At 65.2% G+C, this 13,412-nt stretch carries 13 protein-coding genes and 1 rRNA gene; 5 read left to right on the plus strand and 9 right to left on the minus strand.

Translation table 11 applies throughout. The annotated features are described in order from the left end of the window. Positions 1 to 246: ribosomal RNA gene (locus AAF184_21275) — 16S ribosomal RNA — on the minus strand; the annotation flags it as partial. Between the two features lie 666 nt (positions 247 to 912). On the opposite strand from AAF184_21275, the gene AAF184_21280 reads away from it, so the two are divergent. The 3 genes from AAF184_21280 (at position 913) to AAF184_21290 (ending at position 3,491) form a co-directional block, all read left to right on the plus strand. Continuing rightward, positions 913 to 1,098: a hypothetical protein gene (locus AAF184_21280; protein ID MEO0424882.1), complete on the plus strand. Its 186-nt coding sequence runs from the start codon at positions 913 to 915 to the stop codon at positions 1,096 to 1,098. Between the two features lie 10 nt (positions 1,099 to 1,108). Next, on the plus strand, positions 1,109 to 1,711 hold the full coding sequence (locus AAF184_21285; GenBank protein ID MEO0424883.1) for a pyridoxamine 5'-phosphate oxidase family protein: 603 nt from the start codon (positions 1,109 to 1,111) through the stop codon (positions 1,709 to 1,711). 160 nt (positions 1,712 to 1,871) lie between these two features. Then, entirely contained in the window at positions 1,872 to 3,491 is a 1,620-nt protein-coding gene (locus AAF184_21290; GenBank protein MEO0424884.1) for a peptidoglycan DD-metalloendopeptidase family protein, read from the plus strand. 25 nt (positions 3,492 to 3,516) lie between these two features. Here AAF184_21290 and AAF184_21295 read toward each other — a convergent pair whose 3' ends face one another. From AAF184_21295 to AAF184_21310, 4 genes are all read right to left on the minus strand, one after another. Then, positions 3,517 to 5,037 (minus strand): Ppx/GppA phosphatase family protein, encoded by a 1,521-nt coding sequence (locus AAF184_21295; GenBank protein ID MEO0424885.1) that lies wholly within the window; start codon positions 5,035 to 5,037, stop codon positions 3,517 to 3,519. Between the two features lie 74 nt (positions 5,038 to 5,111). Continuing rightward, positions 5,112 to 5,447: an iron-sulfur cluster insertion protein ErpA gene (erpA, locus tag AAF184_21300; GenBank protein MEO0424886.1), complete on the minus strand. Its 336-nt coding sequence runs from the start codon at positions 5,445 to 5,447 to the stop codon at positions 5,112 to 5,114. A 43-nt stretch (positions 5,448 to 5,490) separates the two neighbouring features. Then, on the minus strand, positions 5,491 to 5,970 hold the full coding sequence (locus AAF184_21305; protein ID MEO0424887.1) for a polymer-forming cytoskeletal protein: 480 nt from the start codon (positions 5,968 to 5,970) through the stop codon (positions 5,491 to 5,493). 10 nt (positions 5,971 to 5,980) lie between these two features. Then, entirely contained in the window at positions 5,981 to 6,643 is a 663-nt protein-coding gene (locus tag AAF184_21310; GenBank protein MEO0424888.1) for a DUF6776 family protein, read from the minus strand. 215 nt (positions 6,644 to 6,858) lie between these two features. Between AAF184_21310 and hemJ the strand changes: the two genes are divergently transcribed. Further along, entirely contained in the window at positions 6,859 to 7,278 is a 420-nt protein-coding gene (gene hemJ, locus AAF184_21315; GenBank protein MEO0424889.1) for a protoporphyrinogen oxidase HemJ, read from the plus strand. 7 nt (positions 7,279 to 7,285) lie between these two features. Here the strand turns inward: hemJ and AAF184_21320 are convergent, their stop codons facing one another. The 3 genes from AAF184_21320 to AAF184_21330 form a co-directional block, all read right to left on the minus strand. Beyond that, positions 7,286 to 7,909, minus strand: a complete 624-nt coding sequence (locus AAF184_21320) for an RNA pyrophosphohydrolase (protein ID MEO0424890.1) — start codon at positions 7,907 to 7,909, stop codon at positions 7,286 to 7,288. 259 nt (positions 7,910 to 8,168) lie between these two features. Next, positions 8,169 to 9,272, minus strand: coding sequence for a sensor domain-containing diguanylate cyclase (locus tag AAF184_21325; protein ID MEO0424891.1), 1,104 nt, complete (start codon positions 9,270 to 9,272; stop codon positions 8,169 to 8,171). Positions 9,273 to 9,468: 196 nt separating this feature from the next. Next, on the minus strand, positions 9,469 to 9,663 hold the full coding sequence (locus AAF184_21330) for a hypothetical protein (protein MEO0424892.1): 195 nt from the start codon (positions 9,661 to 9,663) through the stop codon (positions 9,469 to 9,471). A gap of 233 nt (positions 9,664 to 9,896) precedes the next feature. Between AAF184_21330 and amrB the strand changes: the two genes are divergently transcribed. Further along, positions 9,897 to 10,724: an AmmeMemoRadiSam system protein B gene (amrB, locus tag AAF184_21335; protein MEO0424893.1), complete on the plus strand. Its 828-nt coding sequence runs from the start codon at positions 9,897 to 9,899 to the stop codon at positions 10,722 to 10,724. Positions 10,725 to 10,812: 88 nt separating this feature from the next. Here the strand turns inward: amrB and AAF184_21340 are convergent, their stop codons facing one another. Beyond that, positions 10,813 to 13,179 (minus strand): SLC13 family permease, encoded by a 2,367-nt coding sequence (locus AAF184_21340; GenBank protein ID MEO0424894.1) that lies wholly within the window; start codon positions 13,177 to 13,179, stop codon positions 10,813 to 10,815. Positions 13,180 to 13,412: the final 233 nt, after the last annotated feature.

The following is a 13,412-nucleotide window of genomic DNA, read 5'->3' on the forward strand; positions in this document are numbered from 1 at the left end:
ACAAGCTAATCCGACTTGGGCTCATCTAATAGCGCAAGGTCCGAAGATCCCCTGCTTTCCCCCGTAGGGCGTATGCGGTATTAGCACGAGTTTCCCCGTGTTGTCCCCCACTACTAGGCAGATTCCCAAGCATTACTCACCCGTCCGCCACTCGTCAGCATCCCGAAGGACCTGTTACCGTTCGACTTGCATGTCTTAAGCGTGCCGCCAGCGTTCAATCTGAGCCAGGATCAAACTCTTCAGTTTAAAGGTTTGATATTGACTAGGTTGGTCACCTTGGCTGGTGACCGACGCTCGTCAGGGTTTGCTCCCCAAGCGAGCGCCCGCACAAATTGCCTGTCCTAATTTTTAAAGAGCTTCCGCACTCCGTTGAGGCGGACCGACGATGGTAGCTCAGCTAGCGATGGTGTCAAGTAAACACCGGCTCGGTGGGCCGTCGTCGCCCCCGGTTCGTGCGGGGGAGGAGCGGCATTATAGGGACGGCTCTTCAGGGGTCAAGCTTTTTTTTCCAAGAGATGACAGGATCGGCGCCCGCCTCATCTAACCCCCTGAAAATACGAGAAACGGACTTTGCTTCTATCCCTGCGTGAGGGGGCTGGGCAGAGCCGATTGCTGCGTGACAGCGAAGGCGACTTCTCGACCAGCTCGAGCGTCGGCCACCTTTACACTCGATACCAGCCCTTCCAGCACCGACGGCACTCGTCAGCGCGTTCCGTAAAGCGCCTGGCTGGACAGGTCGGATCAGAGTGCGTTTACTGAGAACCAGGCCTCAATTCGGCCGCCACCGGCGGCACGCAGTCGCGTTCCGGCATGGGCCTTGCTTGATCACTTAGGAACTGGTCGCAAGCGATGTCCGAGAGGGTCACTAAAGTGCAAGTTTCCTTTAACGGTCGACACCGATGGGCCCTTTCAGTGGCCGTTTTTACGCTGCTCGTGGGCGGGGGCCCCGGCGCCACCCAGCCATCACCCACCGACGGCTCCCCGGAGGCAACCGCCACGATGGACGAGTCGACGGCAGCCATCCGCGTACGACGCCAGCGCGGCCCGAAGGAGCGCTACGGCTTCGCCGAACGCCGCCAGCGACCGCGCTTCGCGTAACCGCCCCACCTTGAAGTCGCCTCCCCCTCCACTCCCGCCGCTGGAACCCGCGGCGATCTGGTCGGACACCTGGCAGCGCCTCGAACAGGCGGTCGTCTCCGCCCGCCATCCCTTCCATCTAGGCGTGTTTGCCACGGTGCGAAACGGCGCCCCCGAGCAGCGGACCGTGGTCCTTCGCGGGGCGGAGGAAGCGCATCGGCGCGTCACATTCCACACGGACCTGCGTTCTCCCAAGGCCCGAGACCTGGCCCAGCCCGGCCCAGCCAGTTGGCTCTTTTACGACGCTCCCTCGCGCTTACAAGTGCGAATGACGGGCCTGGCGACGCTGCACCACGAGGGCGACGAGGTGGATCGACGCTGGCAGGGCTCACGGCCGCAGAGCCAGGCCTGCTATCGCCATGCCTCGGGCCCAGGATCCCCACTCGACGGTCCCCTCGACTACCTCCCAGCGGCGTCTGAGACCCATCAAAGCGATCAGGGCCGTGCTCACTTCGCCATCGTCGCGACCGAAATCACCTCGCTGGAGTGGCTAAGCCTCCACCACGCCGGACACCGGCGCCTGCAGTTCGCGATCGGCCATCACGGGGTGGACGGCTCCTGGATCGCCCCCTGAGCCGACCGCACAGCAGCAACCCTGCCCCGCGTCAGTTGACCTGATCCAAGCCCGCCGCTAGGGTTTTGGCCAATTCGCAGAAAAATCAATCAACGGGGGCCTTAACTTGCAGCGGCGTCACACCACGGTTGGGCTAGACTTCAAATCCTCACCGCTGGCCGTGAAACGCCAACGACGACGCCCGGGGCGCAGAGCAGCGCTGATCGGGGCCGCCCTCGCCACCGTCGTCGCCGCTGCCGCCCTGGTGATGGTCCAGGACCCGACCGAAGCTCCGTCGCCCACTGTGGCCGAAGCGCTTCCAAAAGAGAGCCCCGCCGCTGAGCCACCAAAGGCTCCCGTGCCCCAAAACTCCGTCGTGACCCGCGCCATCAGCCTGCCGGGTCAAGCCCAGACGGCCGATGAAGCGGCCGAGACGACGGCTGGGTCCGGCCCGCTGCTGGAGTCGACGGAGGCTGCGGTCAGCGAAGCGCCCGCGTCGGCGGCTGCGAGCTCACTACCGCCAGCACCCGTAGCGACGCTCGCTCCGGCAACATCAGATATCCCCACCGCTCAGCCCCTGTTGCTCGCATTCGATCAACAGAGCCATTCACCGACGCCGATGAAGGCCGTATCCGAAAGCCCGGCCGCGGTCACGACCGTCGCGGCGCCGTCGCCGAGCCAACTCACGCTAACGGTGCAGCGAGGTGACTCACTCGATCGACTCTTTCGACGTCACGGACTCAGCGTAGGCGATCTGCACAGGATGCTGCGCCTCGACGAGGCGGCCCAAGCGCTGCGCATGGTCCGCCCGGGAGATGAGATCACGATCCAACGAGAAGGTGAGTCCGTGCTGGCGCTGACCCGGCGCCTGGATGACTTTCGCCTGCTGGAGGTCGGCCGCAGCCAAGAGGGCTACAAGGCTTCCGTATCCGTCGACGCCCCGGAGCGGCGCGTGACCCACGCCCACGGCCGCATCACATCGTCACTGTTCAACGCCGGACGTGCAGCGGGTATCTCGGATAACCTGGTCATGGAGCTTGCGGGCATCTTCGCGTGGGATATCGATTTCGTGCTCGATATTCGCAAAGGTGACGAGTTCCTGGTGCTCTACGAAGAACTCTGGCGCGACGGCCAGAAGCTTCGCGACGGTGCAATCCTCGCCGCAGAGTTCGTTAATACCGGCGATCGCTACCAGGCCCTACGCTACGTAGACCCCGAAGGCCGGGCCGACTACTTCACGCCGGATGGCCTTAGCCTGCGCAAGGCATTCCTTCGTGCACCGGTGGATTTCTCGAGGATCTCATCCAACTTCAATCCCAACCGCCGCCACCCGATCCTCAACACCATTCGTGCCCACCGCGGCGTCGACTACGCCGCCCCCGCGGGCACACCGATCAAAGCGGCCGGTGATGGCAAGGTCAACTTCCGAGGCACCAAGAGCGGTTACGGCAACACGATCATCCTGCAGCACGGTGACAACATCACCACACTCTATGCACACCTCTCTCGCTTCGCCTCCTACAAGCGGGGCGCGCGCGTGCGCCAGGGCGACGTGATCGGCTACGTCGGCAAGACGGGGCTCGCCTCTGGCAACCATCTGCATTACGAGTACCGCATCGCCGGTGTGCATCGAAACCCGCGAACCGTGAAGCTCCCGCAAGCAGACCCGATCCCCGAAGCGCTACGGGCGGACTTCAACGCACACGCCGAGCACGTGTTGGCGCAGCTGCAGCTGGTTCGAAACGTCCGCCTGGCTACCGCCGCCTCGCAAGCTCAGGTGGCGAACAGGGCCACCCACTAGCGAGTCAGCGATCCGCGGCAGCGAGTCAGCGATCCGCGGCGGCAGCGGCGGCCGGCTGCTCCAGCAGCTTGAGGTCGATGCCGATCCCCTGCAGATACTCCGCCTCGTCGAGCAGGTCGGCTTGGGTGAGGGGGTGCTCGCTCAACCAGCCTTCGGGGAAGGCGACGCTCACGGCGTGATCGCGAGCTGATAGCTCGATTCCAGGCAGGGACGCCGGGTTGCGACTTCGGTGCAGTACCACCGCTAATCGCAGCAGCACCGCGGCGCGCGGGATACTGTCGCGCCAGGGCAGCTGCAAGCGCTCGAAGAGACTCGACACGATCTTGCGCCGATGGCTGCGCACCAGGCGCCCCACGAGCTCCTGCTCGTGCCTGGAGAACCCCGGCAGATCCCCCTGTTCGACGAGGTAAGCGCCATGCTTGTGGTACTGAGCGTGCGCGACGGCCATACCCACCTCATGCAGCTGCGCCGCCCAGCGCAGGGCGAACTGCAACAGGGGGTCTACCAGACCCCAGTCCTCGGCGCACTGATCGAACAGCGCCAACGCGGTTTGCTCGACCCGTTCCGCTTGGCGAAGGTCGACGGCGTAGCGCGACTGCAGCCAGCCGACCGTACGAATACGCGCGTCATCGTCGGTGTAGCGACCCACCAGATCGTGCAGAACGCCCTCGCGTAGGGCGCCGCTGGACACCCGCAGCTCACGCACGTTCAGGGACTCGAACAAGCCGAGCAGGATGGCCACCCCGCCCGCAAATACGGGCGCACGCTGCGGCGAAAGGCCCGGCAGATCGATGGCATCCGCGTGACCAATCTCCACGAGGTGATCCGCGAGCCGCTGCACCGCCGGTGCCGTGATGCCACCTGAGCGCCAGCCCAATTCCCGCAGCACCGCTTCGGTCGCCTTGATCGTGCCGGAGGCGCCGACAGCTTCGTCCCACTCAGCACCCGCCAAACGGGAGGCCAACGCCTCGAGTTCGACCTGGGCCGCCGTTTGCGCCTTGCGGAAACGTTTCGCCGTTATCTTGCCGCCCGGGAAGTGGGCTTGGCTCATGCTGACGCAACCCATGTACAGGCTGTCCAGCTCGTGGGCGGTCAAGCCCTGACCGGAGATCACCTCGGTGCTTCCGCCGCCGATATCCACCACCAGGCGGCGATGATCACCGGCGGGTAGCGAGTGGGCCGCGCCGAGGAAGATGAGCCTCGCCTCCTCGCGACCGGAGACGATCTCGATCGGATGCCCCAAGGCTGCCTGGGCCCGCCCGAGAAAGTCCTCGATACGCTTGGCGCGGCGGAAGGTGTTGGTGCCCACCACCCGCACGCGCCCGGGGCGGATCACCCGTAAGCGTTGACCGAAGCGGGCCAGGCATTCGAGGGCCCGGGTGCGGGAGTCTTCGGAAAGGTAGCCCGACTCATCGATGCCCGAGGCCAAACGAACCATCTCGCGCAGGCGATCGATGACGGCGAATCCGCCGTCCACCTGGCGGACCACGAGCATGTGAAAGCTATTGGACCCGAGGTCGACGGCGGCGAGGACGCTATCCGGCATCGCTCGGGAACCCGTCGGCCGCGGCGATCACGCCGCGCCCCTGTAGTGTTGCAGGCGCACGGACAGCGCCTCGCTTACATCGAGAACGAGGAGCCGCAGCCGCAAGTGGTTGCCGCATTCGGGTTGCGAATCACGAACTGAGCCCCCTGGAGGTCTTCCTTGTAGTCGATCTCCGCGCCCTTCAGGTACTGGATGCTCATGGGATCGATGACCAGCGTCACCCCCCGGTTCTCGACGCAGGTGTCGCCTTGCTCTACCTGCTCGTCAAAGGTGAAGCCGTACTGAAACCCCGAGCAACCGCCCCCGGTGATGTAGACCCGGAGCTTGAGGGCATCGTTGCCCTCTTCGGCAATCAGTTGCCCGACCTTGCTTGCCGCAGCGTCGGTAAAATCCAACGTGGGTGCGCTCATCCTTCATTCCTTCCTTTAGCGTCCGTTGCTATCAACGGATGTGCTAGCTCGCTTTTTGCTGCTTGCCGAGTGCGCCGGCAGAACCCTTGCCAGACTTGCCATCGCCACCGTCACTCGAGTGCTTGTCCTGGTGGGTGACCAGGACGGGTGAGGGCGTGCTCGCGCTGTTGTGGATCAGCTGACCGTTCACCTCGGCGCCCATCGCCATCTCGATCAGATGGTAGAACACGTTGCCCACCACCCGCGCGGAGGCGCCCAGCTCGATGCGACCAGTGACGGTCACGTCGCCCTGGACCGTACCGTTCAAGATAAGTTGGGGCACGGCCACGCTGCCTTCAACCATCCCCGTGTCACTGATCGACAGGACGGCCTCACCGCCCTCTTCGCTGCCTCGGATGCATCCCTTCACCTGACCGTCAACGTGGCATCCGCCACTGAACTCGATGTCGCCCTCGACACGAGTGTTACGCCCGATGAGGGTATCGATCTCGGGGGCGTGCTTTCGCGGGGAACGGCCGAACATTTGGATTACCTCAGCTGCTTTTCACTGACCAGTCGAATGATTGCCGGATGGCGCGATCGGGGTCGTCCTCAGGACTCACCTCGACCACGACCCGATCCGGGATGAAGTCTGGTGGTAGCACCACGTTCTGTTCCAGATCCTTGAAGTAGCGGAAGGAGAACGCCAGTGACTGGACGCTCTCAGCGCCAGCCAGTTCCTGCGCCTTCAGTACCGCGGGTCGCCCAGAGGCCACGCCTTCTATCGTGAACTCTACATTACCGGCCACGGGCTTATCGTGCTTTGCTGCCTGGACGAGCACCAGCTGTAAGTGGTAGACGCTGCCCTCGGCGCCCGGTCGCACCCGGAAGTCCTGGATTCGCAAGCCCGCCACGCCATCATCGGGTGAGACGATCGTGCGGTAGAAGTCCAACTCCTCACGCTGGCTCTGCACCTGTCGCTCGAGATCGACGAGCATCGCTCGCACCTCCTCCTGCGCCTGGCGCTCCACCCCTCGCGAGGTGGTCAGATTGGCCAATTCTCGGCGCAGGCGCTGGTTGTCCTGCTCGCGTTCGCGAGCCTGTTGCACCAACAGCTCCAGTTCCTGCGACCCACGGGCCCACTCGCCGAGCCCGAAGCGTCGTCCGGACTCGAAAGCGGTGCCCACAGCGACCAGCGCGATCAGCGCGCCACCCACAAAAGCGACGCGCCTGAGCCAGGGACGCCGTGGCTTTACAACAAGTTGGGTATGCCGCAAGCTCGCCGGTCGATCGGGACCGGGGCTGGCGCTGCTGGGACTCACCATGGTGGGCGGATCATAGCGGGCCGAGGTCCAAGGAACCATCGGCGCCAAACGGCGCCATCCACACCCGCCTGGACCCGGTCACCACACGCGCTGGCGAGGAGTCGTTGATGTACTTGTGGCTGAAGGCCTTTCACCTGATCTTCGTCGTGTCCTGGTTTGCCGGGCTGCTCTACATGCCACGCCTGTTTGTGTACCACTCGATGACCGAGGACGAGGCGGGCCACGAGCGCTTTCAGGTCATGGAGCGCAAGCTGTTCGGGATCATGACGATCGCCGCCATCGGCGCTGCTGTCTTCGGCATCAGCATGATCGTCATCAACACCTCACTCCTCTCCATGCCCTGGCTGCACGCCAAGCTCGCCCTGGTTGTGGGGCTCATCGCGTACCACGCCTATTGCCTGCGCATCATCGGTAGATTCCGCGCGGGTCGGGAGAAGCACTCCCATATCTGGTTCCGTTGGTTCAACGAAGCACCGGCCCTGGTGCTGATCGCAGTGGTCATCCTGGCGGTGACCAAACCTTTCTAACGGCAGTTCAGCGGTTGACCTGAGTACCGCCTTCGATGAGGGCGACTTCGGGCTGGGCGCCGTTCTTGGGCGCCGACGAGGAACGACGCTTGGAACGCCGGCGGCGGCGGCGCGGAATTCGCAGGTCGTCCGGTCGCGGCGGCACGCCGTCCGGGTAGAGCAAGGGCCCAAGTTGCTCGAGGGCGCGTGCGTAGACCCGCTTCTTAAAGTAGATCACCTCGGCCACGGGCTGCCAGAAGTCCACCCAACGCCAGCGATCGAATTCCGGATGGTCCGTGCTGTCCAGGCAAACCGAATTGTCTTCGCACTGCAATCGCAGCAGGAACCAGATCTGTTTCTGACCGATGCATAGGGGGAAGGAATTCTTACGCCAGTAGCGCTTGGGCAGGCGGTAGCGCAGCCATGGCTCCGTCGTGCCCATCAGCTCGACCTGGCGTCGGCACAGGCCCACCTCTTCCTCGAGCTCCCGGTACATCGCCGCTTCCGGCGTCTCCCCCGGGTTGATACCACCCTGGGGAAACTGCCACCCGCGCTGGCCACACCTCCCGGCGAGAAGGAGTTGGCCTTCTTCGTTGCACAGGATGATGCCAACGTTGGCGCGAAACCCGTCGCAATCGATGGAATCACTCATTGGCGGGCGCCGACTGGAATGGCGAACATCTCCTCGAGCTTGGCGCGTTCCCAACAAACGCGCAGCGAGCGCGCTTGACGAGCCCACCGAGACAGTGTGTCAGAATCGTGACGCCGACAACAACACGCACGCGCTGGCAAGTCGCTGTTTCTGCTCCAACCTTCGCCGATCGTGGGTCGCCGACCCACCCATCCGACATAATCGAGAGCTTGATAGAGACGGCGGACGCTCGAGCCTCACGTGTGGCCCGACGCTGAGCTCAGGCGGCGTTACACACCCGGTCGCGCCCCTCGGCCTTGGCCCGAAACAAGGCCTGGTCAGCCGCCTGGAGTAAATCGCGCACCGCGGCACTGGTCTCGCTCGGATCCAGGCTCGTGCCGGGGGCGGCGGTGGCGACGCCGATCGACGAGGTGACGGTGATCGCCCGCCCGCTCACCACCGGGATGGGCGCACCACACACCACTTGGCGCAAGCGCTCGGCCAGGGCCTCGGCCTCCACCCGTCGCGTGTCGGGTAAGACCACGGCAAGCTCCTCGCCCCCGTAGCGGGCACATACGTCGCTCGCCCTCACCGCGCCCTGGATCCGTCGCGCTACCTCACGCAAGACTTCGTCGCCCGCCAGATGTCCGTAGGTGTCGTTGACCCGTTTGAAGTAGTCCAGATCCAACAGCAGGCACGCGAGGGGGCTGCGTTCGCGGCGGGCGCGGGCGATCGCCTCGCGCAGCCGACTGTCGAGGTAGCGTCGGTTGTGCAGTCCCGTCAGCGGGTCGGTGATCGCACCGACCAGCAAACGATCGCGGTTCAGGGCGTTCTCCAGGCTGATCGCTCCGACGACGGACAGGTTGCGCAGGTTGTCCGTCGCGAGATCCGGGTCGAAGCGGGCCGCGTCCGCATCGCCGAGGCACAGAGCGCCGAGCAACCGGCCGCCCCGGCGCAGGGGTAATAGGGCAAGGCTACCCAGGGTACTGACGCCGTGCCGCGGGAAGAGCACCGCATCACTCGACCGGTAGCGGCCCAGGGTGGGCGCTCGCAGATCGCGTAGCTGGGGCGGGAGCTGCCGCTCGTCTTCCAGGAAGCGAATGGCGTGCTGGGGACACCGCATACCATCCCGGGCGGTCGCCGCGAGGAGATGGCGGATCTCGTGCTCAGGATCTATCAGCACCAGCTGGGCTGCCGTGACCTTGAAGCGGCGCTGGGCGCTCACCGCTAGTTCATCGAGCAGGGCAGCCAGCCCCTCGGCACAGAGCAGGCGGTGCTCGCGTTGGGCGGCACGGCGGCCTGCCTCGTGGTTGAGTTGGGCAGTGCGTTGAAGCTGTTCGAGCTGGCTGCGCAACTCGAGGTTCTCGCGCGCAAGACTGTTCATACAACCAGTAGTAGCAGGTAGCGAGGGCGGTAAACAAGGCTTGTCGATGGACCCGCTGATGTGCGGTCAGACCAGCCGTTCAACGTACCTTAACTGGGAGAGGAGAGGCCTTTGACATAGGCCACCTGGAACTGTGAACCAGGTCCGCAATTCGAGCCCGCGCCAGGCCTGGCGCGGGCGGCATGGTGCGCGCGACTCAGTGCAGTCGCGCGTAGTGGATCACCTGCACGTCGTGCGAATCCACGTCAAAATTTTCGGCTAACAGGGACTCCAGCTCTTCCAGTCCCAGTGGGCCGAAGAGGTTCTCCACCTCCACGACACCGCAGTACTGAGCCGGGTCGCGGTCCATACCCTCGTCGAGTACGAACTGCATGTAGAACTTCGCGGTCATGGTGCAGAGCGTACGGTCAGGGCGGCAAAACGTCTGTGAAGAGGCCCACAGGCATATTGCACTCGGCCCAGGCCAGTTCACCGAAACTGCGTTGAACGGCCCCTATGAAGCCGCCTTCGTACGGCATGTCACCGCTGAACGACAGAAGTCGATCGGTTCTAAGCACCCTGTGTCGCGTGACAGGTCGCCGCCCTTTTGACAGGAGCAGGGGCGAGCGGGGCATAGTCTGGGCCATGCCTACTCACCGCGCAGACCTGATCGGCACCCGGCCCGCCCTTCGCGATGCCAGTGCCGCTGGCCTGTTCTACCCGGCTGGCGCCCAGGCGTTGCGGCGGGCGGTCGACGATTGCCTGAGCACCGTGCGCGGGCCGACGCCAAGCGCAGCGAGAGCTATCATCGTGCCCCACGCAGGCTATCGCTACAGCGGCCCGATCGCGGCCCACGGATTCGCCGCCCTCGGCCCGGACCACCAGCGCATCCGCCGAGTGCTCCTGATCTCGAGCACGCACCGCGATGGCCTCTCGGGCATGGCCGTACCCTCCAGCGATGCACTGCTCACCCCGCTCGGAGCGACCAGGATCGATCACGACTGGCGGCGTCGTCTGGTGGACGAGCACGGCGTTCGGCTGTTCGATGATCCACATCGGGACGAGCACGGGATCGAGGTGCAGCTACCCTTCCTACAGCGCCTGCTCGGCGACTTCGCCCTGCTACCGATACTAATAGGTGATTCAGACGACGCCCAGTGCGAACGGGTGATCGACGCCGCCTGGGATGATGACCCAGACACCGTGCTCGTGCTCAGCAGCGACCTCAGCCGCTACAACGAGTACGACACGGCGCGCCGCCTCGACGAGGAAACACGCCTCGCCGTCGAGCGCGGCGCCCCGGAGGCGATCGAACACCGCCACGCCTGCAGCTATCGCGCGATGCGGTCGCTGCTGCGCCTCGCCGCACGACGGCACCTACGAGCGAGCACCCTCGCGATGCGCAACTCCGCCGACTGCATCGGCGGCGACCCCAACCGGGCCATCGGCTTCGGCGCGTTTTCCTTCCATTAGGGAAGCCCTGCACAAGTTCGGTCGGCGGCCCCGTGCGTCCAGCGACACGAGATCAAGGCGCGCGAACTTGTGCAGAGATTCCCTACCCTCAGCTCAACGGCCAGGCGAAGGGCAACAGCGTCATCACCACCAGCATCACGACCAGCGTGAGCGGCACACCGAGGCGCAGGTAATCGCTGAACCGATAGCCTCCGGGACCCATCACCAGCAGATTGGCAGGGTGGGAGACTGGGCTCGAGAAACAGGCCGACGAGGACAGGGCGATGGCCATCATGCCCGTCTGCGGCGAGACGCCGGCCGCCGCGCAGACGGCGATGGCGATCGGCGCCATCAGCACGATCAATGCGGCGGTGGGAATGACCAGGGTCGACAAAGCCGTCAGCAGGTAGAGGCCACCGACCACCCACCAGCCGCCCAATCCCCCAAGGCTCCCGACCAGCGCCTGCGCTACCCACTCGGCGCCCCCGGTGGTCTGCAAGGCCGTCCCCAGGGGCAACATGCAGGCGATCAGGAAGATCGCACGCCATTCGATGGCTCGGTAAGCCTGGTCCATGGTCAGGCACCCGGTGAGTAGCATGGCCGTGGCCCCGATCACGGCGGCCACCCCGATCGATTGCCAACCCAACAACACGGGCAGCAGCACCGCCAGCAGGATGAGGGCGGCGAGCGGCGCCCGGGCGCTCACGGGCTCCTCATCGGCGGGCTGGGTGAGCATGAGGAATTCCTCACTGCGCTCGAGCATCCGCAACTTCTCCCGTGGACCGATCAGCAACACGGCATCGCCGAAGCGAAGGTCCATCGCGCGCAGGGCCGAACGATGCGCCGTCCCCTCGCGCCAGATCGCCAGGACCTCCACCCCGAAGCGCTGGCGGAAGCGCAGCTCCGCCAGGGTGATGTTCGCCAGGCGCGAGCGCGGCGACAGGGCGACCTCCATGAGCCCGACCGCCTCCGATTCGAGGACGCCCAGGTCAGGTTCCGCGACCTGCTCCAGATCCAGCTCCTGTAGACCGCGCAGCACCAGCAGGTCGCGCAGACGCCCCTGGACCAGGATCCGATCTCCCGCCTGCAGGGTCTCGTCGGGCGAGGGCATCAGCTGCACCTTGCCCTCGCGTACGAGGCCCAGCACGCGAAAGTCGAAGGCGTAGCCGATACGACTCGACTCCAGGGAGGCGCCGACCAAGCTCGACCCCTCGGGCACCAGCAGGGAGAACATACGATCGCGCTGGCGGTAGCGTTGCCGCAGCTCTTCGCTCTCCACGCTCTCGTGCGGCGGCCCCTCGGTGAAGTGCTCCGAACGACGCGCCTCTTCAGCCCGCTCGCCCACGCCTTCGAGGAGCAGTGTGTCACCCGCTTCCACTAGTTGGGTCCCGAGATCCTGGCGAACGACGTGACCATCCCGCCGCAGGGCCACCACATTGAGGTCGAAGCGCCGGCGCAGGGCAGCGGGATCCAACACCTTGCTCACCAGCGGCGAGGAGTCGCACACCGTCACCTCCAGCTGCACCAACTCCTCGTTCAGACGCTTGCGCAGCAGGGACACCTCACGCTCGATCTGAAAGTCTTTCCAGCGCCGCAGCTCCTCCAGCTGATCGAGGCGTCCTTGGACCAGCAGTCGATGGCCGCGTCGAAGCACCTGATCCGGCGCGGGCAGGTGGATCAGTCGTCCGTGCTCGAAGATGCCCACCACCACCAGGCCCAAGGCCCGGGACAGGCGGGTCGCCCCCAGCGTGCGCCCGATGAGCACCGAGTCGTCGGGGATTCGCAGGATCGCCGAGCGCTCGTGCAGCTTGTACTGGCGAGCGAGATTTCCCCGACGTCGATGGCGCGTCTCAGCGCCCGTGTCTCGCTCCGGCAGGAGCGCCGGCCCCGCCAGCGCCAGAAACACGCTGCCCACGAGCAGCACCGGGAGGCCCACATGGGTGTAGTCGAAGACCCCGAACTCCGTAAAACCGGCGCGGCCCAGGGCCTGGCTGGCGAGGAGATTGGGCGGCGTGCCGATCAGCGTGGTCATTCCGCCGAGGAGCGTGCCGGCGGAGAGCGGCATCAGCAGACGAGAGGGCGCGATCGAGACGACGCGCGAGACGTCCATGACCACCGGCAGCATGAGGGCGACGACGGCGATGTTGTTCATGAACGCCGAGAGCGCACCGCTCGACAGCACGATGACCATGATCACCTGACGCTCGCCGCCGCCCGCGAGCTTCAGCACCTGACGGCCGAAAATCCGCGCTACGCCCGTGCGAATCAGCCCTTCGCTCATGATGAACATGGCCCAGACGGTGACCACGGCGGGACTGGAAAACCCCGCCAAGGCCTCCTCGGGACCGACCAATCCGGTAAGCGCCAGCGCGCTGAGCACGGTCATGGCAGCTAGGTCGATCCGCACCCAGCCGGTGATGAACATCACCAAGCCCATGGCCAGAATTGAGAAGACCAGGCCGATTTCGAGGGTCATGCGTTTCCAAGCTGGAGGGTCAGCAGCCACCCCAAGCACACCCTGCCAGCGCCGGCGGGACCCGCTCCCTTGAAGCTGAGGCACCGCGCGAGCTACCGTGTTGGCCCGCTCGTGGGTGCCTACCACTCTAAAACATAAAGAAAGCAGCTGGGAGACGATCCGATGGACTTAACCAACAAGACCGCCGTTGTACTCGGGGTCGCTGACCGCTCCAGTATCGCCTGGGGCATCGC

It is taken from the genome of Pseudomonadota bacterium (assembly GCA_039815145.1).
GTDB lineage: Bacteria > Pseudomonadota > Gammaproteobacteria > Steroidobacterales > JBCBZW01 > JBCBZW01.

What these genes read in the sequence shown, in the direction of transcription:
- AAF184_21295 (MEO0424885.1), bottom strand. Translation starts at nt 5,037, where the DNA reads ATGCCGGATAGCGTCCTCGCCGCCGTCGACCTCGGGTCCAATAGCTTT.
- erpA (MEO0424886.1), bottom strand. Translation starts at nt 5,447, where the DNA reads ATGAGCGCACCCACGTTGGATTTTACCGACGCTGCGGCAAGCAAGGTC.
- AAF184_21305 (MEO0424887.1), bottom strand. Translation starts at nt 5,970, where the DNA reads ATGTTCGGCCGTTCCCCGCGAAAGCACGCCCCCGAGATCGATACCCTC.
- hemJ (MEO0424889.1), top strand. Translation starts at nt 6,859, where the DNA reads ATGTACTTGTGGCTGAAGGCCTTTCACCTGATCTTCGTCGTGTCCTGG.
- AAF184_21320 (MEO0424890.1), bottom strand. Translation starts at nt 7,909, where the DNA reads ATGAGTGATTCCATCGATTGCGACGGGTTTCGCGCCAACGTTGGCATC.
- AAF184_21325 (MEO0424891.1), bottom strand. Translation starts at nt 9,272, where the DNA reads ATGAACAGTCTTGCGCGCGAGAACCTCGAGTTGCGCAGCCAGCTCGAA.
- AAF184_21330 (MEO0424892.1), bottom strand. Translation starts at nt 9,663, where the DNA reads ATGACCGCGAAGTTCTACATGCAGTTCGTACTCGACGAGGGTATGGAC.
- amrB (MEO0424893.1), top strand. Translation starts at nt 9,897, where the DNA reads ATGCCTACTCACCGCGCAGACCTGATCGGCACCCGGCCCGCCCTTCGC.
- AAF184_21340 (MEO0424894.1), bottom strand. Translation starts at nt 13,179, where the DNA reads ATGACCCTCGAAATCGGCCTGGTCTTCTCAATTCTGGCCATGGGCTTG.